Consider the following 20,108-nt stretch of genomic DNA (forward strand, 5'->3'; position numbering starts at 1 on the left):
CCGTGAGGACCGGGAGCCCGATGAAGGACGTACCGCTCGACCTGTCCCGGCTGACCGCCCTGGACAGCGCCCAGGCCACCCGGCTGCTCCACCAGACCCGGGACGCCGCGCTCGCGGGTCAGCGTCCCGCCGTCGCGCCGCGACCGCTGATCGACGCGTCGTGGCAGCGGATGGTGCGGCTCGGGCTGAGCCCGCAGCAGTCGCTGGGCGGGGTGCCGCTGGAGCGGGAGGAGCTGGAGCACCGCAGGCGTACGTCGGAGCTGGGCGAGCTGATGCGCACGCTCAGCGCCGAGCTGACCACCCTGGTCGACGTGGCGCAGCAGATCATGGTCGTCTCGGACGACGCGGGCCGGGTGCTGTGGCGCGAGGGCAGCGTCGGGGTGCTGCGCAGGGCCAGCGGTATCCGGCTCGAAGAGGGCACCACGTGGTCGGAGGACACCACGGGGACCAACGCGATCGGTACGGCGCTGGCGATACGCCGGCCCGTGCAGGTCCACTCGGGCGAGCATTTCGTGCGGAGGCTGCACTCGTGGACCTGCGCCGCCGCCCCGGTGCACGACCCGAGGGACGGGCGGCTGCTCGGGGTGGTCGACGTGAGCGGTCCCGCCACCGGTTTCCATCCGACGACGCTGGGTCTGGTGACGTCCGTCGCGCGGCTCGCGGAGAGCGAGATGCGCGAGGGCCACCGGCGCGCGGTCGAGCGGCTGCGGTCGGTGGCCGCGCCGATCCTGTGCCGGGTGGGCGGCCGGGCCATGGCCGTCGACCGGCACGGCTGGACGGCGGCGGTCACCGGGATGCCGCCGATGGACCGGGTGCCGCTGCCGAAGTCGCTGCGGGCGGGGCGGATCTGGCATCCCGCGCTCGGGACGTGCGCGGTCGAACCGCTGCCGGGCGGCTGGCTGCTGCGGATCGACGAGGGACCTGAGCCCGGCGAGGCGGCCCGGCCGAGCCGGGTCGTGCTGGACCTGAGCCGGTCGCGGAACTGGACGGTCGCGGTGTCGGGTCCCGCCGGAAGCTGGACGCAGGAGCTGACCCCGCGCCATGCCGAGCTGCTGTACGTCCTGGCCACGCACCGCGAAGGCCGCACGGCCGCCGAGCTGGCGTCGGACGTGTTCGGCGACCCGACCCGCACGGTGACGGTACGGGCCGAGATGTCGCGGGTGCGGCGCCATCTGTCGGGGGTGCTGGCGCACCGCCCGTACCGCTTCAGCGACGAGGTGGAGGTCGAGGTGGTGCCGCCCTGCGACCCCGCGGGGCTGCTGCCGCACTCGACGGCCCCGGCCGTGCTGGAGGCGCGCCTGCGCGGGGGCGGGGCGGATCGGCAGGGCGCGTGAGCGGGGGCGGGGGCGGCTGAGCGGGGGCGCGTGGCAGGAACGCGGCCCGGCGTGATTCGCTGGCTCGTATGAGCATCTCTGTGACCACGTGGTCCCTGGAACAGACCTCGCCCGCCGATCTGCGGCCCGCCGCCCCGCCCGGCGGCGATGTCCGGATCGTCAGGTCCGAGGTGCCGTCGCCGGAATTCAGCCGCTTCCTCTACACGGCGGTCGGCGGGGACGTCCGGTGGACCGACCGGCTCTCGCTGACCCGGGCGCGGTGGGCTCAGGAGCTGTCCCGGCCGGGGGTGGAGACCTGGGTGGCGTACGAGCGGGGCACCCCCGCGGGCTATGTGGAGCTGGCCGGGCAGGACGGGGCGGCGGTGGAGATCGTCTACTTCGGTCTGCTGCCGGCCTTCCGCGGCCGGGGCATCGGCGGCCATCTGCTCTCGTACGGGACGGCGCGCGCCTGGGATCTCGCCGAGCGGTGGCCCGGCCGCAAGCCGACGGAGCGGGTCTGGCTGCACACCTGCTCGAAAGACGGCCCGTACGCGCGCGAGAACTATCTGCGGCGCGGTTTCACGCTGTTCGACACGGCGGTCGCGGAGGAACCGGACGTGGCGACTCCGGGTCCGTGGCCGGGCGCGTGAGCCTCCCGCGAGCCGCGGTGATCGGCGGGTAAACTCGGCTACCACGTGACGGCAGACACATTGTCTCGCAAGATGGGACAGAGTTGTCCATATGCCGGACAATGGTGGACTGCCCGGAGACCCGCGTGACACGCTTCCGTCATGTCGAGAGCTGGAATTGCCTTGGTGAGTCGGCGGCACGTCGATCTCGGCCGCATGTCCAGCGCCATCTGTCGAGCGAGCTGAGAGTCCAGCACCTCCGCAGTCCCCGACCCCTTGCCCCTTATCGCGCACTGTTGCGCCCCGCGCGAGTGTGCTGCTCAGAGCCGCCCTCCCGCAGTCTCGAAGGACGTACCCGCCATGGCCGCCACCCCGGAAAAGCCGACGCCCGACGCCCCGCGCCGCAAAGTGAGCCGTCACCGCGGCGAGGGCCAGTGGGCCATGGGGCACTTCACTCCGCTCAACGCCAACGAGCAGACGAAGAAGGACGACGACGGTCTCAACGTACGGACACGTATTGAGACGATCTACTCCAAGGCCGGGTTCGACTCGATCGACGGCGCCGACCTGCGCGGCCGGATGCGCTGGTGGGGTCTGTACACCCAGCGCAAGCCCGGGATCGACGGCGGCAAGACCGCGATCCTGGAGCCGGAGGAGCTGGACGACAAGTACTTCATGCTGCGGGTCAGGATCGACGGCGGCCGGCTGACCGCCGAGCAGCTCCGCACGATCGGCGGCATCTCCGTCGAGTTCGGCCGGGACACCGCCGACATCACCGACCGGCAGAACATCCAGCTCCACTGGATCCGGATCGAGGACGTGCCGGAGATCTGGCGCCGGCTCGAAGGCGTCGGGCTGAAGACGACCGAAGCCTGCGGCGACACGCCCCGGGTGGTCCTCGGCTCGCCCGTCGCCGGCGTCGCCGCTGACGAGATCATCGACGGCAGCCGGGTCATCGACGAGATCAACGAGCGGTTCATCGGCACCAAGGAGTTCTCGAACCTGCCGCGCAAGTTCAAGACGGCCGTCTCCGGATCGCCGCTGCTGGACGTGGCCCACGAGATCAACGACATCGCCTTCGTCGGTGTGCACCACCCCGAGCACGGGCCCGGCTTCGACCTGTGGGTCGGCGGCGGTCTGTCCACCAACCCCAAGCTCGGCGTACGGCTCGGCGCCTGGGTCCCGGAGCGCGAGGCGCCCGACGTCTGGGCCGGGGTGATCGGGATCTTCCGCGACTACGGCTACCGCAGGCTGCGCACCCGCGCCCGGCTGAAGTTCCTCGTCGCCGACTGGGGCCCGGAGAAGTTCCGCCAGGTCCTGGAGGACGAGTACCTCAAGCGCAAGCTCGTCGACGGCCCGGCGCCGCCGCTGCCCGTGCAGCAGTGGCGCGACCACGTCGGGGTGCACCGCCAGACCGACGGCCGCTTCTACGTCGGCTTCGCGCCGCGTGTCGGCCGGGTCGACGGACCGACCCTGACCAAGATCGCCGACCTCGCCGCGGCGCACGGCTCGGACCGGCTGCGCACCACCGTCGAGCAGAAGATGATCGTGCTCGACGTGGCCGAGGACCAGGTCGAATCGCTGGTGGCAGGACTGGAGGCGCTGGATCTGCGGGTCAACCCCTCGCCCTTCCGGCGCGGCACGATGGCCTGCACCGGTATCGAGTTCTGCAAGCTGGCGATCGTCGAGACCAAGCAGCGCGGCGCCGATCTCATCGACGAACTGGAGCGCAGGCTCCCCGAGTTCGACGAGCCGATCACCATCAACGTCAACGGCTGCCCCAACGCCTGCGCCCGGATCCAGGTCGCCGACATCGGCCTCAAGGGCCAGTTGGTCCTGGACGGCAACGGCGACCAGGTCGAGGGCTTCCAGGTCCATCTCGGCGGCGCCCTGGGCCTCGACGCCGGCTTCGGCCGCAAGGTCCGCGGTCTGAAGGTCACGTCGGCCGAGCTGCCGGACTACGTCGAGCGGGTGCTGAGCCGCTACCAGAAGGAGCGCGAGGAGGGCGAGCGCTTCGCCACCTGGGCGGCCCGCGCCTCGGCGGAGGCGCTGTCATGAGCGAGCGCGCCGCCCCCTTCTACTGCCCGTACTGCGGCGACGAGGACCTGCGTCCCAGCGAGCAGGGACACGGGTCGTGGGAATGCGCGGCATGCAATCGGGCCTTCCAGTTGAAGTTCCTCGGGCTGCTCGCCCAGGGACTGCGACGCGGTGACGGAGGGGAAGAGATATGACCGCGGTGACGGAGACCGACGATCTGAAGGGCCTCGCCGAACAGGCGGGGCGCGATCTTGAGGACGCCTCGGCGCTGGAGATCCTCACCTGGGCCGCCGACACCTTCGGCGGACGGTTCTGTGTGACGTCGTCCATGGAGGACGCGGTCGTCGCCCACCTCGCCTCCCGTGCCAGGCCCGGTGTCGACGTCGTCTTCCTCGACACCGGCTACCACTTCCCCGAGACCATCGGCACCCGGGACGCCGTCGACGCCGTGCTGGACGTCAACGTCATCACGCTCACCCCCCGGCAGAGCGTCGCCGAGCAGGACGCCGAGTACGGCCCGAAGCTGCACGACCGCGACCCCGACCTGTGCTGCGCGCTGCGCAAGGTCAAGCCCCTCGAAGAGGGCCTCGCCAACTACGCGGCCTGGGCGACCGGGCTGCGCCGCGACGAGTCCCCGACCCGCGCGGGCACCCCCGTGGTGAGCTGGGACGAGAAGCGGCAGAAGGTGAAGATCGCCCCGATCGCCCGCTGGACGCAGGACGACGTCGACCGCTACGTCGAGGAGCACGGCGTCCTCACCAACCCGCTCCTGACGGACGGTTACGCCTCCGTCGGCTGCGCCCCCTGCACCCGCAGGGTGCTGGCGGGCGAGGACCCCAGGGCGGGCCGCTGGGCCGGCAAGTCGAAGACCGAGTGCGGAATCCACGGATGAGCCGGGAGGGGCAGTTGAGCGGCACGGACCAGGGCGCGACCGTCTGGCTCACCGGTCTGCCGAGCGCGGGCAAGACCACCATCGCGAACGAACTCGCGGGGCGGCTGCGCGACGAGGGCCACCGCGTCGAGGTGCTCGACGGCGACGAGATCCGCGAATTCCTCTCCGCGGGCCTCGGCTTCAGCCGCGAGGACCGGCACACCAACGTGCAGCGGATCGGCTTCGTCGCCCAACTCCTCGCCGCCAACGGGGTCAAGGCGCTGGTGCCGGTGATCGCCCCGTACGCGGACAGCCGCGACGCCGTACGCAAACGGCACGAGGCCAGGTCGGCGACCTATCTGGAGGTGCATGTGGCCACGCCGGTCGAGGTGTGCTCCGTACGCGACGTGAAGGGCCTGTACGCCAAGCAGGCGGCCGGCGAGATCTCCGGTCTCACCGGGGTCGACGACCCGTACGAGGCGCCCGAATCGCCCGACCTGCGGATCGAGTCGCACACCCAGACCGTGGCGCAGTCCGCGGCGGCCCTGCACGCGCTGCTGACCGAGAGGGGACTCGCATGAGGCCGACCGTCGCGACCGTGGGCGAGGGCACCGACGCCCCGTACGCGCTCAGCCATCTGGACGCCCTGGAGTCCGAGGCGGTGCACATCTTCCGCGAGGTGGCGGGCGAGTTCGAGCGGCCGGTGATCCTCTTCTCCGGCGGCAAGGACTCCATCGTCATGCTGCATCTGGCGCTCAAGGCGTTCACGCCCGCGCCGGTGCCGTTCTCGCTGCTGCACGTGGACACCGGCCACAACTTCCCCGAGGTGCTGGCCTACCGGGACCGCACGGTCGCCGAGCACGGACTGCGGCTGCATGTCGCCTCCGTGCAGGACTACATCGACGCGGGAACGCTGCGCGAGCGCCCCGACGGCACCCGCAACCCGCTGCAGACCGTGCCGCTGACCGAGAAGATCCAGGCCGAGCGGTTCGACGCGGTCTTCGGCGGCGGCCGGCGCGACGAGGAGAAGGCGCGCGCCAAGGAGCGGGTGTTCTCGCTGCGCGACGAGTTCTCCCAGTGGGACCCGCGCCGCCAGCGGCCCGAGCTGTGGCAGCTCTACAACGGCCGGCACGCGGCGGGCGAGCATGTCCGGGTCTTCCCGATCTCCAACTGGACCGAGCTGGACGTATGGCAGTACATCGCGCGGGAGGGCATCGAACTCCCCGAGATCTACTTCGCCCACGAGCGTGAGGTCTTCAGCCGCTCCGGCATGTGGCTGACGGCAGGCGACTGGGGCGGCCCGAAGGACGGCGAGACCGTGGAGCTGCGCCAGGTGCGCTACCGCACGGTCGGCGACATGTCCTGCACGGGCGCCGTCGACTCGGACGCCACCACGCTCGACGCGGTGATCGCCGAGATCGCCGCCTCCCGGCTCACCGAGCGGGGTGCCACCCGCGCCGACGACAAGATGTCCGAGGCCGCGATGGAAGACCGCAAGCGCGAGGGGTACTTCTAACCATGACGAGTACGGGCACGGAGAAGTACGCCGAGCAGTTGGCGACCACCACGCTGCTGCGCTTCGCCACCGCGGGCTCCGTCGACGACGGCAAGTCCACCCTGGTGGGCCGGCTGCTGCACGACTCCAAGTCGGTGCTCACCGACCAACTGGAGGCCGTCGCGCACGCCTCGCGCAACCGCGGCCAGGAGGCGCCCGACCTGGCGCTGCTCACCGACGGGCTGCGGGCCGAGCGCGAGCAGGGCATCACCATCGACGTGGCGTACCGCTACTTCGCCACGCCCCGGCGGCGGTTCATCCTCGCCGACACCCCCGGCCATGTGCAGTACACCCGCAACATGGTGACCGGCGCCTCCACCGCCGAACTGGCCGTGGTCCTGGTCGACGCGCGCAACGGCGTGGTCGAGCAGACCCGCCGCCACGCCGCCGTGGCCGCGCTGCTGCGCGTGCCGCACGTGGTGCTCGCCGTCAACAAGATGGACCTGGTCGACTACGCGGAGCCGGTGTTCGCCGCCATCGCCGAGGAGTTCACCGCGTACGCGGCCTCGCTGGGCGTCCCCGAGATCACCGCGATCCCGATCTCGGCGCTCGCCGGCGACAACGTGGTCGAGCCGTCCGCGCACATGGACTGGTACGGCGGCCCGACGGTCCTGGAGCATCTGGAGACCGTGCCGGTCAGCCACGACCTGGCCGACTGCCCCGCGCGCTTCCCCGTCCAGTACGTGATCCGCCCGCAGTCCGCGGAACACCCCGACTACCGCGGCTACGCGGGCCAGATCGCCTCCGGCGTGCTGCGCGTGGGCGACGCGGTGACGGTGCTGCCCTCGGGCCGTACCAGCACCATCGAGGGCATCGACGCGCTCGGCGACTCCGTCACCGTCGCCTGGGCCCCGCAGTCGGTGACGGTCCGGCTGGCCGACGACATCGACGTGTCGCGCGGCGACCTGATCGCCCCGACCGCCAGCGCCCCCGGCACCACCCAGGACGTCGAGGCGACGGCCTGCCACGTCGCCGACCGGCCGCTGACGGTGGGCCAGCGGGTGCTGCTCAAGCACACCACCCGCACGGTCAAGGCGATCGTCAAGGACATCCCCTCGCGGCTCACCCTCGACGACCTCTCGCAGCACCCGGCGCCAGGACAGCTCGTCGCCAACGACATCGGCCGGGTCACGATCCGTACCGCGGAACCGCTCGCGCTCGACGCCTACGCGGACTCGCGGCGTACCGGCTCGTTCCTGCTCATCGACCCGGCGGACGGTACGACGCTGACGGCCGGCATGGCCGGGGCCGCGTTCGCCGCCGAGAGCGCCGTGCCGCTCCCCGCGCAGGACGACGAGGGATGGGACTTCTGATGGCCATCGACGTGTACGCGACATTCGCGAAGGAGGGCGGCCGCGTGGGCAGCGGCACGCTCGGCGCGGGGACGGGCGGAGTCTCGCGATGTGCGCGATGACGTACGCGCACCGCTCGCGCGCCCGCAGAAGCGGCTGTCCCACCCCGGCCGGGGCAGGTCAGCGGCTTCTCACCCCCCGCATGCTCCACCCGTACCGCCGAAGACCTGCCGACTTCCCGGTCTCGCCACCGCCCTGCGGAGCGGCGTAAGTTCCGGGCCAACGAGAGGAACCCCTCCCGTGCCTGCCATCCGTCCCACCTCGCACCGCCGCATCGCCGTCGCGGCCGCACTGCCACTGGTCGCGCTGGTCCTCGCGTCCTGCGGCTACGGCTCCGATTCGGAATCCGACAAGGACGCGTCGGCGAAGCCCGCCGCCTCCTCCGGAGCCAAGAAGCTCTCCGCCGACACCGTGAAGATCGGCTACTTCCCCAACCTCACGCACGCCACCGCGCTCGTCGGTATCGAGCAGGGCATCTTCCAGAAGGAACTGGGTGCCACGAAGGTCGCGCCCGCCACCTTCAACGCCGGGCCCTCCGAGATCGAGGCGCTCAACGCGGGCAGTGTCGACATCGGCTTCATCGGCCCCTCCCCCGCGGTGAACGGCTACACGGCGACCAAGGGCCAGAGCCTGCGGATCATCGGCGGTTCGGCCTCCGGGGGCGTCGAACTCGTCGTCAACCCGAAGAAGATCAAGTCCCTGAAGGACGTCAAGGGCAAGAAGATCGCCACCCCGCAGCTCGGCAACACCCAGGACGTGGCGTTCCTCAACTGGATATCGGACCAGGGCTGGAAGGTCGACGCCCAGTCGGGCAAGGGTGACGTCTCCGTCGTCCGCACGGACAACAAGATCACCCCGGACGCCTACAAGTCCGGCTCGATCGACGGTGCCTGGGTACCGGAGCCGACCGCTTCCAAGCTGGTCGCGGCCGGCGGCAAGATCCTGCTCGACGAGCGCGACCTGTGGCCGGACAAGAAGTTCGTGATCACGAACATCATCGTGAAGCAGTCGTTCCTCAAGGACCACCCGGACGTGGTCGAGGCCGTGCTGCGCGGTTCGGTGAACACCAACAAGTGGATCAACGCCAACCCGGACGCGGCGAAGGCGTCGGCCAACGCGGCGCTGAAGAAGCTGTCCGGCGCCGAGCTGCCGCCCGAGGTCATCGACCCGGCGTGGAAGACGATCCAGTTCATCGACGACCCGCTGGCCGCCACCCTGCAGGCCGAGGCCGACCACGCCGTCAAGGCGGGGCTGCTCAAGAAGCCCGACCTGGCGGGCATCTACGACCTGGCGCCGCTCAACAAGATCCTCCAGGCGGCGGGGAAGCCCGCGGTCGACGACGCGGGTCTCGGCGTCAAGTAACCGGCTCAGGCCGCAGCCCTCTTCCCGTATCCGCACCGTTCCCAGGAGGTGACGACCGATGGCATCGACCCTCGCCAAGGCCGCCGACAGCGTCCCGGTGGTGGACCACGCCGCCCGGATCGCGCACGTCTCGAAGTCCTTCGCGACGCCCGCGGGGCAGCAGCTCGTCCTCGACGACATCACGCTCGATGTCGCCCCCGGCGAGTTCGTCACCCTCCTGGGGGCCTCGGGCTGTGGCAAGTCCACCCTGCTCAACCTGGTCGCCGGACTCGACCGGCCGTCCGCGGGGTCCATCGAGACCCCCGGCGGCCGGCCGGCCCTGATGTTCCAGGAGCACGCCCTCTTCCCGTGGCTGACCGCGGGCAAGAACATCGAACTGACCCTGCGCATGCGCGGGGTGGCCAAGCAGGAGCGCCGCGCCGAGGCGGAGCGGCTGCTCGAACTGGTCCGGCTGCCCGGCGCCCACGGCAAGCGGGTGCACGAGCTGTCCGGCGGTATGCGCCAGCGGGTCGCGCTGGCCCGCGCGCTGGCGCAGGACAGCAGGCTGCTGCTGATGGACGAGCCGTTCGCCGCGCTCGACGCCATCACCAGGGACGTCCTGCACGACGAACTGACCAGGATCTGGCGCGAGACGGACGTGTCGGTCCTCTTCGTCACCCACAACGTCCGCGAGGCGGTCCGCCTCGCCGAGCGGGTGGTCCTGCTGTCGTCGCGGCCCGGCCGGGTGGCGCACGAGTGGACCGTCGACATACCGCAGCCGCGCCGTATCGAGGACGCTGCGGTCGCCGAGCTGTCCGTCGAGATCACCGAAGAACTTCGTGGGGAGATCCGCCGCCATGGCCAGCACTGAGACGACCCCGCCGAAGGACACCGCCGAGGTGGCGGAAGCGGACGCCGCGCGGCGGCGGGCCGGGGACCTGGCGGGTCTCGAAGCCGGTCTCGACGCGCTGGACGCCGTGCAGACCGGCCGGCCGCCGCTGCGCCAGACCCTGGTGACGAAGATACTGCCGCCGCTCACCGCCGTCGTGCTGGTGCTGGTGGTGTGGCAGGTCCTGGTGTGGGCCAAGGTCACCGACGACTACAAGCTGCCGCCGCCGTCCGACGTGTGGGACCAACTGTCCGAGGCGTGGAAGCAAGGCACCCTGCTCGACTACATCTGGACCAGCGTCTCGCGCGGTCTGCTGGGCTTCCTGCTGGCCCTGGTCATCGGCACCCCGCTGGGCCTGCTGGTCGCCCGGGTGAAGTTCGTCCGGGCGGCGATCGGCCCGATCCTGTCCGGACTCCAGTCGCTGCCGTCCGTCGCGTGGGTACCGCCCGCCGTGATCTGGCTCGGTCTGAACGACTCCATGATGTACGCGGTGATCCTCCTCGGCGCCGTCCCCTCCATCGCCAACGGGCTCGTCTCGGGCGTCGACCAGGTGCCGCCGCTGTATCTGCGGGCCGGGCGCACCATCGGCGCGACCGGGCTGCGCGGCACCTGGCACATCGTGATGCCGGCCGCGCTGCCCGGCTACCTGGCGGGCCTCAAGCAGGGCTGGGCGTTCTCCTGGCGGTCCCTGATGGCCGCCGAGATCATCGCCTCGTCGCCCGATCTCGGCGTGGGGCTCGGCCAGTTGCTGGAGAACGGCAGGACCAACAGCAGCATGTCGATGGTCTTCCTCGCGATCTTCCTGATCCTGATCGTCGGCATCGCCATCGACCTGCTGATCTTCAGCCCGCTGGAGCGCTACGTCCTGCGCAGCCGCGGCCTTCTCGTGAAAAACTGAGCCCGGTGCACCCTCCTGTCCTGCTGATCGTCGCGCACGGCAGCCGCGACCCGCGGCATGCCGCGACCGTGCACGCCCTGGGCGGCCGGCTGCGCGCGCTGCGCCCCGGGCTGCGGGTCGAGACGGCCTTCCTGGAGTTCGGTACGCCGTCGGTGCCCGAGCTGCTGGACCGGCTGGCGCTGGCGGGCGTGCGGGACGTGATCGCGCAGCCGCTGCTGCTGACGCGCGCTTTCCACGCGAAGACCGACATCCCCGCCGTGCTGCGCACCGCCTCGGCGCGCCATCCGCTGCTGCGGATCAGGCAGGCCGACGTGCTCGGCCCCTCGCCGCTGCTGACCCGGGCGCTGGAGCGGCGGCTCTACGAGGCGGGGCTCACCCCCGCCGACAAGCCCACCACCGGCGTCGTACTGGCCTCGGCGGGCTCGTCCGACCCGGAGGCCGTCGCGGTGATCGCCGGGATCGCGCGGGAGTGGCGGCGCGCCGGCTGGTGCGCCGTGCGGCCCGCGTACGCGTCGGCCTCGGCGCCGCGTACCGAGGACGCGGTACGGGAGCTGCGCGCCGCAGGGGTGCGGCGGATCGCCGTCGCCCCGTACGTGATCGCCCCCGGCTTCCTGCCGGACCGTATCGCCGCGGGCGCGCGGGCGGGCGGCGCCGACGTACTGGCCGAGGTGCTGGGCCCGGCCCCCGAGGTGGCGCGGCTGCTGCTGCGCCGCTACGACCGGGCGACGGCGGCGGCCCTGGTGCCCGCAGGGGCCGGGGCGGGGCTCTCGGCCTGAGGGCCGGCGTAGCGGTCGGCGGTCGCGGGCGTCGCCGCGGTGCTCAGCGGGTCCAGCGCGGGTCGCGGCCGCTGGCCGCGAGGGCCCGGTCGAAGGTGCCGGCCGTGTCCGGGAGTTCCACGGGGTCGGCGAAGCCGTCGTACTTGCGGTACATCTCGGCGTTGTCCGCGACGGTGCCGAGGATGACCGCGGCGGTCTCCTCTGAGAGGTGGAACTCCTGCCCGGTGGCGCGTGCCAGCTCCCAGCCGTGCAGGGCCAGTTCCAGCGTCATCAGCCCGGCGACGGCGGGCGCGGGCATCGCTCCGGGGCCTTCGCCGATCTCGCCCTCCCAGACGGCGGGGTCGGCCCAGGCGGCGACGGCGCGGTCCAGCGCGGTCCCGTACTGCTCGGCCCAGTCGGCGTCGGCCGCGAAGTCGCGGGTGGTCATTTCCTCGGGCAGTTCGGTGCGCAGGGCGCGGTGTTCGAGGCCGTGGGAGGTGTAGGGCACCAGGTGGTTGATCAGGGCCCTGAGATCCCACTCCTCGCTGGGCGTCGGCGCCGCGAGCTGTCCTGCGGGTACGTTGCGTGCGATGCGGGCGGTCTCTGCGGCGCACTCCCGCAGAGGCGGATATCCGGTGTTCATGGGCCCACCGTAGGCAGCGGACCGGTCGCGGGTCTTGAAGAAAGGCGACAGCGCGCGGCGCCGGGTCAGCCGGCCGCGTCGAGGAGCGCCGCCACCTCGGCGAGCGCCATCGAGCCGGCCGGGCGGTGCTCGGCGGCGAAGCTGTCGGCGAGGCGCTGGACGGTCTCGTTCACCGGTGTGGGCACGCCGTGCAGCCGCCCCAGCAGGACGATCTCGCCGTTGAGGTAGTCGGACTCGATGGATCCCGTGCCGCGGCTCAGGCTCTGCCACGACGAGCCGCCGCCGCGCGGCGCTTCCGGCAGCGGAACGACGTCCACCCGGTCGGCGCGCAGCTCCTCCTGCTCGGCCTCGTCGGCGTACGCGATCCCCGCCGCTTCGAGGACGGCGCTGCCCTCGGCCCTGGCGCGGTCGACGAGGGCGCGCGCCTCGGGGCTGACCAGCGGTCCGGCGACCGCCTCGACGGCGTTGGCGAGATTGGCGAGCAGCTTGGCGTACTTCCACCGCATGACGTCGGGGACGACCGGGGCGAGCAGGGTCGACTTCTCCAGGTCGGCGGCGATCCGCCGGAGCGTGTCGTCGGCCGTCGCGCCGTCGGTGGTCGTGTCCTCGGCCGTCGCGCCGTCGGCGCCGGCCGGGTAGCGGCCGAGGTTCAGGATGCCGGTGTACGGGGCGCAGGGGGCGGCGACCACACCCGGCTCGACGAGCGCCGAAGGCAGCCACACGCACATGCCGTACACCCGGCGGAACCGGCGCAGGGCGAGCCGCTCGCCCTCGACCCCGTTCTGCGCGCAGATCAGCGGAAGGGACTCCCCCGCCGTGCTGTCGCCGACGGGCCGCGGCGACCAGGCGTCCAGCGCCGCGACGCTGTCCTGGGTCTTGACGGCCAGCAGCAGCACGTCGTCCGGGCGGCAGGCGATCTCGTCGGGGCCGCCGATCACGGGCAGCGTGTGGGTCCTGGTCCCGTCGGGGGTGACGAGCCGCAGCCCGTGCTCCCGCAGCGCGTCCCGGTGGGCGCCGCGCGCCACGAGCACCACATCGTGCCCGGCCTGGGCGAGCCGGCCGCCGATACTGCCGCCGACCGCTCCCGCCCCGATGACGATGTAGCGCATCTCGACTCCAGAGGATCAATGAAAGTCCAGCATAGGTCGCGCCCGTGAGAGAGAGTTGAGCCGGCTGACGGGCCACCGCGTACCGGGGATCAGGAGGAAGGGCCGATGGAGCAGATCGACACCAGCACGCCGCATTCGGCACGGGTCTGGAACTACTGGCTCGGCGGGAAGGACAACTACGAGGTCGATCGCGAACTGGGCGCGAAACTGGCCGAGTCGCTGCCGGAGATCATCGACATCGCCCGCGCCTCCCGGCAGTTCCAGGCGCGCGCCGTGCGGTATCTGGCCGGGGCGGCGGGGATACGCCAGTTCCTGGACATCGGTACGGGTCTGCCGACCGCCAACGCGACGCACGAGGTCGCACAGGAGGTCGAGCCGTCGGCCCGGGTGGTGTACGTCGACAACGACCCGATCGTGCTGGCGCACGCCCGCGCGCTGCTGACCAGCAGGCCCGAGGGTGCCACCGACTATGTGCACGCCGATCTGACGGATGCCCCGGCCGTGCTGCGGGAGGCGGCCCGGACGCTGGATCTGACGCGGCCGGTCGCGGTGATGGTGCTCTCGACGCTGGGCCATGTGGCCGACTCGGGCGAGGCCGCGGCGCTGCTGCGCCGCTATCTGGACCCGCTGCCGTCCGGCAGCTACCTGATGCTGTGCGACACGATCGCGACCCCGGAGACGCTGGCAGGCTCCGACGAGTACGCCGAGGGCGGCGCCGTGCCGTACGTGTCGCGCCCCAAGGAGGTGCTGGGCTCGTTCGCGGACGGGCTGGACCTCGTGGAGCCCGGCTTCGGCTCGATCAGCCTGTGGCGCCCCGACGGGCCGGTCACCGGCACGCCCGTCAACCAGTGGGGCTTCGTCGCGGCCAAGCCGTAGCCCTGCCGCAGGACGGACCGGTGTCGCCGGGTCCGTACGTCCCCAGGGGGCGTACGACCCGGCGACCGGCCGGTCAGGAGGCCGCGGGGACCCCGGTGACCGCGAGGACCCACTGGTCCAGCTCCGGACGCCAGTAGCGGGCCACGTTCAGCCGAGTCGGCTTCGGCTCGCCGGGGAGCTGGAACCTGAGCGAGCTCCAGAGCGCGTTGCGGTCCACGCCGCTGACCAGCCGCGCCGCCTCGTCGCGCGGTATCGCCACCACCAGCTCCTTGGGGCGCGAACTCATCCGACCCGCCTTGTGGAACACCACGGCCTGCTCGGTGACGGTGACGAAGTAGTACTTCACGAAGAGCTGGGCTATCAGGCCGAAAGCGTTCGTCAGCCACGGGCTGGGGCCTGTGACGGTGTGGATCGTGGCGATCGGGCGGTCGCCCGGATTGATCTGCGCTATCGCCTGTGCGACCTGCTCCTGCATCGTGGACTTCCGGATGGCCATGGGTGCCCCGTTCCTTGGTGGTTGAGCGGCTTGAATTGTTCGGTCGGCGCCGCAGCGTACCGCTCGGTGCGGCGCCGGCCAGGACCGGGTCCACGCGGTGGGCGGGCCGTCGGGCGGCGCGGGTAGCATCGGGCGTGTGCGACGGTGCCGGGCACCGTCGCCGGCCGATTCGGAACGGCCGCCGGGTGCACCCCCCTGGCCGGCCGCTCCACCACCCCCGTGTTGTGCCCCCACCCCCGGCACCGGCCCTTCCGCCGGGACGATTCCCGGCGGGTCCGTCGTCGACGATGAGGAGCACCCGCGTATGACCAGCCGTCCGGCCGCCGAGGGGAAAGCGGCCACTGTCGTGAAAGCGGTCGGCATCGATGTCGTCCGGCAGGGGAATCTGCTGCTCGACTCGGTCTCGATGACCGTGCGCGGCGGCGAGCACTGGGCGCTGCTGGGCGCCAACGGCGCGGGCAAGAGCACCCTGCTGGGGATGCTCGGGGCGGTGACGCACCCGACCCGTGGCACGGTGGAAGTGCTGGGCGAGCGGCTCGGCCGGGTCGATCTGCGCGACCTGCGCACGCTGCTCGGCCATGTCGACCCGCGCCATCCGCTGCGTTCGCCGCTGCGGGTCCACGATGTCGTGCTGACCGGTCTGACGAACTCCGTCGAGCCGGTGCCCCGCTGGGTCCCCGAGCCGGCCGAGCGGGCGCGGGCCACCCGGCTGCTCGCCATGCTGGGGATGGCGGGCAAGGAGGACGCGCGCTGGCCGACGCTCTCGCAGGGCGAGCGCGGGCGCACCCTCATCGCCCGCGCGCTGATGCCGCAGCCGCGGCTCCTGCTGCTGGACGAGCCGGCGACGGGCCTCGATCTCGCGGCCCGCGAGCAGTTGCTGACCAGCCTGGACACGCTGCGGCTGGAACATCCGGAGCTGGCGACGGTACTGGTCACCCACCATCTGGAGGAGCTGCCCGGCTCCACGACGCACGCGATGCTGCTGCGCGCGGGTCAGTGTGTCGCCTCGGGCCCCGCCGACGAGGTGCTGACCACGGACCGGGTGAGCAAGTGCTTCGACCATCCGGTGCGGATCGCCCGTACGGACGGGCGGTGGACGGCGCGGGCCGAGCGGGCGCTGCCGGCCGGCCGGATCAGTCCCCCGGAGTCTCGTCCGGAGTGAACTCCGTGCCCTGGTGGAAGTAGAGCAGCCAGCCGCGCTCGGTCAGCCGCCACAGCGAACTGCGGTGGGCGCGGCGCCCGTTGACGTTCGCGTCGAAGGTCACCAGGACGACGCCCGAGCTGAGTTCGACCGCCTTCATCCGGGAGACGGTGGGCGGGCCGGCCGCCGAGCCCCTGGCCCGCAGTTCGGTGATCAGCGTCTCCCGGTTCCAGGCCCTGCCGGACGAGCCGAACGACGTGAAGTCGGGGTGGAGCAGTTCGCCGAGCCGGGTGGGGGACGTGAAGACCGCCGGGTCGAGGAAGCGCAGTTCGGCCTCGATGACGGCGGAGGCAGCGGGGGTGAACGCGGGGGTGGATGCGGGGTCAGCCACGGGTCAGCTCCACCAGCTTGGCGACGGTGTTCCAGTTGCGGCTGGTGGCGACCAGCCCCTTGAACAGGGCCGGTCGGGCGAGCGCTTCGGCGAGCTTGGAGCGGCCGACGCCGTTCGGGGCGTACAGGTACAGCGCCCGGTCGCCGAGCCGGAACTCCTCGGGGAGGAACGCGTCCCGGTCGAGCGAGGCAACCCGGTCGGGGCCCACGGGGGCGGAGAAGTACGTGACGTGGAGCTGCTTCCCCTCCAGTTCGCCGGCGGGGAAGGGGCACGCGTCGGCGACGGCGCGCAGATAGCCGCCGCTGCGCACGAGGCAGTCGACGGCGAAGCCGAACCGGGTCTCGACGGCGCTCTCCAGCTCGGCGCGCAGGGCTTCCTCGTCGTCCGACGCGCTGGTGAAGACGGCGTTGCCGCTCTGCAGATGCGTGACGACATCGCTGTGCCCCAGCTCCGAGAGGAGGTCGCGGAGGTCGGGCATCGGCACTCTTCGGTGCCCGCTCACATTGATACCGCGCAACAGCGCCGCGTACGTCGTGGTCATGGGCCCACGATAGGACGGGCGCCGCGCCCCGGGGGCCAGGCACGAGCGGCCCGGACGGCAGTGCCTGGGCGGGGCAGCCGGCCGCCCACCGGCGGTCGGCTGCCCCGCTTCGGGTCACTCGACTATCTTGAGCAGTTTGTTGGCGGTGCCTTCCGTCGCGTCGGTGATGGCGTTCGGGGTCGCGCCGGCGGTGAGGGCGGCAGCGACCTCGGCCGGTGCGGCTGCCGGGTGGTCGGCGAGGTAGAGGGCCGCGGCGCCGGTGACGTGCGGCGTCGCCATGGACGTGCCGGACATGGTGGTCGTGGCGTCGTCACCGGTGTTGTAGTCGGAGACGATGCTGCCGCCCGGGGCGTAGATGTCCACCAGCGGACCGAAGTTGGAGAAGTACGACTGCTGGTCGTTCTGGTCGGACGAGGCGACGGTGATCGCCTCGGGGACCCGGGCGGGCGAGCTGAGGCTCGCGTCCTGGGTCTCGTTGCCCGCGGCGACGGCGAAGGTCACGCCGGAGGCGATGGCGCCCTGCACGGACGCGTCGATGGCGGGGTCGGCGCCGCCGCCGAGGCTCATGTTGGCGACGGACGGGCCCTGGTGGTTCTGGGCGACCCAGTCGACCCCTGCGACGACCTGCTCCGTGGTGCCGTAGCCGCTGTCGTCGAGGACGCGTACGGCCACGATGCTCGCCTTCTTGGCGACTCCGAACTGGGCGCCCGCGATGGTGCCCGCCACATGCGTGCCGTGGCCGTAGCCGTCGTCGGCGATGTTGTCGCCGTCGATGGCGTCGTAGCCGTAGGACGCGCGCCCTTCGAAGTCCTGATGGGTGATCCGGACGCCGGTGTCGATGACGTACGCCGTGACGCCCGCGCCCGCCGCTGCGGGGTAGGTGTAGGCGTTGTCACCGGTGGTCGCCGTCTGGTCGACCCGGTCGAGGCCCCAGGACGGCGGTACTTCCTGGGTGTCGTTGACATGGAACGTCTTGTTCTGGACGACCTTGGCGACGGCCGGGTCGGCCGCGAGCCGCTTGGCCTCGGTCGCGGTGAGCCCGCTCGCCGAGAAGCCGTCGACCGCCGTGGTGTAGTTGCGCCGCAACTGGCCGCCGTACTCCTTGGCGAGGTCCTTCTTGTCGGCCTTGTGGTCCAGCGTGACGATGTAGCTGCCGGCGATCGCGCCCGGGGCGCCTGCCCCGTACACGACGCCTTCGGAGGTGGCCGCACCCGCCTGTGGGGAGGTGAGTGCGGTGAGTCCGGCCGCTGCCGCCACGGCGGTGACGGCTGCGGCGAGTCTGATCCGGTTGGTCGGCCTGCCTGTGGCCCTGGGGGTCGTGAAGGTCATGAAGAGGGGACTCCTCGTCATCAAGTGGGGGGATGCCCGCCGGCGGGAGGACTCCGGCGAACTGACAGGAAACCCTGCTCGATTGACGCGCTCAGATCAAGACCTCACCAGGGGGAATTACCGCCGCCGACCGGCGGATTCCCGGTGGATGTAAGGGACTTGCAGCGGTCCTGTGAGGGACGGGTCAGGCCGGGCCGGGGCGGGGATAAGGCCAGGTCCCCGGGAGCGGGCGGTACGGGTGCGAGACTCTGCGGAGTTCGTACGAGGACCGGAAGCAAGTGGGCGAGTGATGGACGAAGCACAGGCGCGGCACATCCTGACGGCGACAGGGCTGCCGGAGGGCGCGGCGCTGCTGGCGCTGGGCGAGAACGCCGTCTTCGCGGCCGGTGAACTGGTCGTCAAGGTCGGCAGGGACGCGAAGTGGGACCCCGGGCTGCTGGACCGGGCCGAGCGTGAGGTCGCGCTCGCCTCCTGGCTCGCCGGGCACGGCGTCCCCGCCGTACGGGCCGCCGAGCCGCACGCGCGGTCGGTGGAAGGCCATCCGGTGACGCTCTGGCACCGGCTGCCCGATGCCGTACGCCCCGCCGAGGCCGCCGATCTGGCGTCGCTGCTGCGGCTCGTGCACGCCCTGCCCGCCCCTGCCGCCTTCACGCTGCCGCGCAGGGAACTGCTCGGCGGCGTCGAGCGGTGGCTGCGGATCGCGGGCGAGGCGATCGACCCGGCGGACGCGGACTACCTGCGGGAGCGCAGGGACGGCTTCGCCGCCGCTGCCGCCGCGCTGACGCCCCATCTGGCACCGGGTCCGATCCACGGCGATGCGCTGCCCCGCAACGTCCACATCGGCCCTGACGGGCCCGTACTGGTCGACCTGGAGACGTTCTCCGCCGATCTGCGGGAGCACGACCTCGTCGTCATGGCGCTGTCCAGGGACCGGTACGCGCTGCCCGCCGCGCAGTACGACGCGTTCACCTCCGGGTACGGCTGGGACGTGCGCGACTGGGCCGGCTGCGCCGTCCTGCGCGGCGCCCGCGAGACGGCGAGCTGCGCCTGGGTGGCGCAGCACGCGCCGACCAACCCGAAGGCGCTCGCCGAATTCCGCCGCCGGGTCGCCTCGCTGCGCGACGACGACCCCGAGGTCCGCTGGTACCCGTTCTGACGGAACCCGGAACCCGGAACCCGGAACCCCGGCTCCCGCCTCGCCCCGACCCCCACGGCGCCGCTGACGCGGCGTCAGCCCCCGGCCGTCGGCACCAGCTCGCGCAGCGGCCAGTCCGCCTCCACCACCGCGTCCGCGTTGCCCTTCTTGCGCAGGAACCGCTGGAAGTCCTTCGCCCACTCCGCGTACCAGGCGATCTGACGCTCATGCAGCTCGGCCGGGGAGAGCGCGGCGACCGTCCCGTGCCGCCCCGCTATCGCCGTCGCCACCCGGACGGCCGCCAGCGCGTCGGCCAGCGCGTCGTGCGCGGTGTCCAGCACCACCCCGTACTCCCCGCAGACCGCCTCCAGCGTCCGCTTGCCGCGCCGGTAGCGGTCGACGGCGCGGTCGATCGTGTACGGGTCGATCACCGGCCCGACCGGGCCCAGCGGCGGCAGCCCGTGCCGGCGCAACTCGGCGGCGAGCAGGGTCAGATCGAACGACGCGTTGTACGCCACGACCGGCACCCCGCGCGCCCAGTGGCCGGCGAGGGCCGCGCCGATCTCACCGGCGACCTCCGCCGCCGGACGCCCCTCGGCCGCCGCCCGCTCGCTGCTGATGCCGTGCACCGCCGACGCCTGGGCCGGGATGCTGATGCCCGGATCGGCCAGCCACGTCCGCTCGCTGATCACCTCGCCGCCCCGCACCTCGACGACGGCGGCCGTCACGATGCGCGCCTCCAGCGGCTCGGTGCCGGTCGTCTCCAGATCGAAACCGACCAGCGGCTCCCCGTGCCAAGTCATCCCG

At 72.2% G+C, this 20,108-nt stretch carries 22 protein-coding genes; 15 read left to right on the forward strand and 7 right to left on the reverse strand.

Annotated features, from left to right (window positions below; all coding sequences use genetic code 11):
- Positions 1-20: 20 nt before the first annotated feature.
- From ACZ63I_RS12025 to ACZ63I_RS12080, 12 genes are all read left to right on the forward strand, one after another.
- Positions 21-1,334: a helix-turn-helix domain-containing protein gene (locus tag ACZ63I_RS12025; RefSeq protein WP_469337846.1), complete on the forward strand. Its 1,314-nt coding sequence runs from the start codon at positions 21-23 to the stop codon at positions 1,332-1,334.
- 68 nt (positions 1,335-1,402) lie between these two features.
- On the forward strand, positions 1,403-1,963 hold the full coding sequence (locus tag ACZ63I_RS12030; protein ID WP_469337848.1) for a GNAT family N-acetyltransferase: 561 nt from the start codon (positions 1,403-1,405) through the stop codon (positions 1,961-1,963).
- 141 nt (positions 1,964-2,104) lie between these two features.
- Positions 2,105-2,188, forward strand: a complete 84-nt coding sequence (locus ACZ63I_RS12035) for a putative leader peptide (protein ID WP_443077216.1) — start codon at positions 2,105-2,107, stop codon at positions 2,186-2,188.
- Between the two features lie 114 nt (positions 2,189-2,302).
- Positions 2,303-4,000: a nitrite/sulfite reductase gene (locus ACZ63I_RS12040; protein ID WP_469337849.1), complete on the forward strand. Its 1,698-nt coding sequence runs from the start codon at positions 2,303-2,305 to the stop codon at positions 3,998-4,000.
- 169 nt (positions 4,001-4,169) lie between these two features.
- Positions 4,170-4,871, forward strand: coding sequence for a phosphoadenylyl-sulfate reductase (locus ACZ63I_RS12045; RefSeq protein ID WP_469337851.1), 702 nt, complete (start codon positions 4,170-4,172; stop codon positions 4,869-4,871).
- Positions 4,872-4,885: 14 nt separating this feature from the next.
- Positions 4,886-5,431 (forward strand): adenylyl-sulfate kinase, encoded by a 546-nt coding sequence (gene cysC / locus ACZ63I_RS12050; protein ID WP_469338356.1) that lies wholly within the window; start codon positions 4,886-4,888, stop codon positions 5,429-5,431.
- A complete protein-coding gene (cysD, locus tag ACZ63I_RS12055; RefSeq protein WP_041992168.1) occupies positions 5,428-6,366 on the forward strand; it encodes a sulfate adenylyltransferase subunit CysD in 939 nt (312 codons plus the stop codon). The genes cysC and cysD overlap by 4 nt, the downstream gene beginning before the upstream one ends.
- A 2-nt stretch (positions 6,367-6,368) precedes the next feature.
- A complete protein-coding gene (locus tag ACZ63I_RS12060) occupies positions 6,369-7,718 on the forward strand; it encodes a sulfate adenylyltransferase subunit 1 (protein ID WP_469337853.1) in 1,350 nt (449 codons plus the stop codon).
- A 279-nt stretch (positions 7,719-7,997) separates the two neighbouring features.
- Entirely contained in the window at positions 7,998-9,119 is a 1,122-nt protein-coding gene (locus ACZ63I_RS12065) for an ABC transporter substrate-binding protein (RefSeq protein WP_469337855.1), read from the forward strand.
- Between the two features lie 58 nt (positions 9,120-9,177).
- Positions 9,178-9,969 carry an ABC transporter ATP-binding protein gene (locus tag ACZ63I_RS12070; RefSeq protein WP_328583868.1) on the forward strand — a complete coding sequence of 264 codons (792 nt, stop codon included), beginning with the start codon at positions 9,178-9,180 and terminating at the stop codon, positions 9,967-9,969.
- Positions 9,956-10,885: an ABC transporter permease gene (locus tag ACZ63I_RS12075; protein WP_469337857.1), complete on the forward strand. Its 930-nt coding sequence runs from the start codon at positions 9,956-9,958 to the stop codon at positions 10,883-10,885. The genes ACZ63I_RS12070 and ACZ63I_RS12075 overlap by 14 nt, the downstream gene beginning before the upstream one ends.
- 5 nt (positions 10,886-10,890) lie before the next feature.
- Complete coding sequence (locus ACZ63I_RS12080) at positions 10,891-11,661, forward strand: sirohydrochlorin chelatase (protein WP_469337859.1); 771 nt, start codon at positions 10,891-10,893, stop codon at positions 11,659-11,661.
- 43 nt (positions 11,662-11,704) lie between these two features.
- On the opposite strand, the gene ACZ63I_RS12085 is transcribed toward ACZ63I_RS12080, so the two are convergent.
- Both ACZ63I_RS12085 and ACZ63I_RS12090 read right to left on the reverse strand, forming a co-directional pair.
- Positions 11,705-12,283 (reverse strand): TIGR03086 family metal-binding protein, encoded by a 579-nt coding sequence (locus tag ACZ63I_RS12085; RefSeq protein ID WP_469337861.1) that lies wholly within the window; start codon positions 12,281-12,283, stop codon positions 11,705-11,707.
- Between the two features lie 65 nt (positions 12,284-12,348).
- On the reverse strand, positions 12,349-13,392 hold the full coding sequence (locus tag ACZ63I_RS12090; protein ID WP_469337863.1) for a ketopantoate reductase family protein: 1,044 nt from the start codon (positions 13,390-13,392) through the stop codon (positions 12,349-12,351).
- 105 nt (positions 13,393-13,497) lie between these two features.
- Here ACZ63I_RS12090 and ACZ63I_RS12095 point away from each other — a divergent pair, with 105 nt between their 5' ends.
- Positions 13,498-14,268 (forward strand): SAM-dependent methyltransferase, encoded by a 771-nt coding sequence (locus ACZ63I_RS12095; protein WP_469337865.1) that lies wholly within the window; start codon positions 13,498-13,500, stop codon positions 14,266-14,268.
- Between the two features lie 73 nt (positions 14,269-14,341).
- On the opposite strand, the gene ACZ63I_RS12100 is transcribed toward ACZ63I_RS12095, so the two are convergent.
- Entirely contained in the window at positions 14,342-14,764 is a 423-nt protein-coding gene (locus tag ACZ63I_RS12100; RefSeq protein WP_469337867.1) for a hypothetical protein, read from the reverse strand.
- Between the two features lie 304 nt (positions 14,765-15,068).
- Here ACZ63I_RS12100 and ACZ63I_RS12105 point away from each other — a divergent pair, with 304 nt between their 5' ends.
- Positions 15,069-15,926, forward strand: a complete 858-nt coding sequence (locus tag ACZ63I_RS12105) for an ABC transporter ATP-binding protein (protein WP_469337869.1) — start codon at positions 15,069-15,071, stop codon at positions 15,924-15,926.
- Here ACZ63I_RS12105 and ACZ63I_RS12110 read toward each other — a convergent pair.
- The 3 genes from ACZ63I_RS12110 to ACZ63I_RS12120 all read right to left on the reverse strand — a co-directional run bounded on the left by ACZ63I_RS12110 (position 15,898) and on the right by ACZ63I_RS12120 (position 18,166).
- The gene (locus tag ACZ63I_RS12110; protein ID WP_469337870.1) at positions 15,898-16,296 is read right to left on the reverse strand and encodes a nuclear transport factor 2 family protein; all 399 of its coding nucleotides are present in this window, start codon (positions 16,294-16,296) and stop codon (positions 15,898-15,900) included. The genes ACZ63I_RS12105 and ACZ63I_RS12110 overlap by 29 nt on opposite strands.
- The gene (locus ACZ63I_RS12115) at positions 16,289-16,837 is read right to left on the reverse strand and encodes a DUF1697 domain-containing protein (RefSeq protein ID WP_469337872.1); all 549 of its coding nucleotides are present in this window, start codon (positions 16,835-16,837) and stop codon (positions 16,289-16,291) included. Before ACZ63I_RS12115 ends, ACZ63I_RS12110 begins: the two co-directional genes overlap by 8 nt.
- A gap of 114 nt (positions 16,838-16,951) precedes the next feature.
- A complete protein-coding gene (locus tag ACZ63I_RS12120) occupies positions 16,952-18,166 on the reverse strand; it encodes a S8 family peptidase (protein WP_469337873.1) in 1,215 nt (404 codons plus the stop codon).
- A gap of 289 nt (positions 18,167-18,455) precedes the next feature.
- Here ACZ63I_RS12120 and ACZ63I_RS12125 point away from each other — a divergent pair, with 289 nt between their 5' ends.
- Positions 18,456-19,322: a phosphotransferase enzyme family protein gene (locus ACZ63I_RS12125; RefSeq protein WP_469337875.1), complete on the forward strand. Its 867-nt coding sequence runs from the start codon at positions 18,456-18,458 to the stop codon at positions 19,320-19,322.
- Positions 19,323-19,396: 74 nt separating this feature from the next.
- Here the strand turns inward: ACZ63I_RS12125 and ACZ63I_RS12130 are convergent, their stop codons facing one another.
- Positions 19,397-20,104, reverse strand: a complete 708-nt coding sequence (locus ACZ63I_RS12130; RefSeq protein ID WP_469337876.1) for an exonuclease domain-containing protein — start codon at positions 20,102-20,104, stop codon at positions 19,397-19,399.
- Positions 20,105-20,108 lie beyond the last annotated feature (4 nt).

The organism is Streptomyces sp. NPDC087906 (genome assembly GCF_055584925.1).

Excerpts from the sequence above, each read along its gene's own strand:
- ACZ63I_RS12045 (WP_469337851.1), top strand. The coding sequence starts at position 4,170 with ATGACCGCGGTGACGGAGACCGACGATCTGAAGGGCCTCGCCGAACAG.
- cysD (WP_041992168.1), top strand. The coding sequence starts at position 5,428 with ATGAGGCCGACCGTCGCGACCGTGGGCGAGGGCACCGACGCCCCGTAC.
- ACZ63I_RS12115 (WP_469337872.1), bottom strand. The coding sequence starts at position 16,837 with ATGACCACGACGTACGCGGCGCTGTTGCGCGGTATCAATGTGAGCGGG.
- ACZ63I_RS12120 (WP_469337873.1), bottom strand. The coding sequence starts at position 18,166 with ATGACCTTCACGACCCCCAGGGCCACAGGCAGGCCGACCAACCGGATC.
- ACZ63I_RS12060 (WP_469337853.1), top strand. The coding sequence starts at position 6,369 with ATGACGAGTACGGGCACGGAGAAGTACGCCGAGCAGTTGGCGACCACC.
- ACZ63I_RS12095 (WP_469337865.1), top strand. The coding sequence starts at position 13,498 with ATGGAGCAGATCGACACCAGCACGCCGCATTCGGCACGGGTCTGGAAC.
- ACZ63I_RS12070 (WP_328583868.1), top strand. The coding sequence starts at position 9,178 with ATGGCATCGACCCTCGCCAAGGCCGCCGACAGCGTCCCGGTGGTGGAC.
- ACZ63I_RS12125 (WP_469337875.1), top strand. The coding sequence starts at position 18,456 with ATGGACGAAGCACAGGCGCGGCACATCCTGACGGCGACAGGGCTGCCG.
- ACZ63I_RS12105 (WP_469337869.1), top strand. The coding sequence starts at position 15,069 with ATGACCAGCCGTCCGGCCGCCGAGGGGAAAGCGGCCACTGTCGTGAAA.
- ACZ63I_RS12025 (WP_469337846.1), top strand. The coding sequence starts at position 21 with ATGAAGGACGTACCGCTCGACCTGTCCCGGCTGACCGCCCTGGACAGC.
- ACZ63I_RS12030 (WP_469337848.1), top strand. The coding sequence starts at position 1,403 with ATGAGCATCTCTGTGACCACGTGGTCCCTGGAACAGACCTCGCCCGCC.
- ACZ63I_RS12075 (WP_469337857.1), top strand. The coding sequence starts at position 9,956 with ATGGCCAGCACTGAGACGACCCCGCCGAAGGACACCGCCGAGGTGGCG.
- ACZ63I_RS12100 (WP_469337867.1), bottom strand. The coding sequence starts at position 14,764 with ATGGCCATCCGGAAGTCCACGATGCAGGAGCAGGTCGCACAGGCGATA.
- ACZ63I_RS12035 (WP_443077216.1), top strand. The coding sequence starts at position 2,105 with ATGTCGAGAGCTGGAATTGCCTTGGTGAGTCGGCGGCACGTCGATCTC.
- ACZ63I_RS12040 (WP_469337849.1), top strand. The coding sequence starts at position 2,303 with ATGGCCGCCACCCCGGAAAAGCCGACGCCCGACGCCCCGCGCCGCAAA.
- ACZ63I_RS12090 (WP_469337863.1), bottom strand. The coding sequence starts at position 13,392 with ATGCGCTACATCGTCATCGGGGCGGGAGCGGTCGGCGGCAGTATCGGC.
- ACZ63I_RS12085 (WP_469337861.1), bottom strand. The coding sequence starts at position 12,283 with ATGAACACCGGATATCCGCCTCTGCGGGAGTGCGCCGCAGAGACCGCC.
- ACZ63I_RS12130 (WP_469337876.1), bottom strand. The coding sequence starts at position 20,104 with ATGACTTGGCACGGGGAGCCGCTGGTCGGTTTCGATCTGGAGACGACC.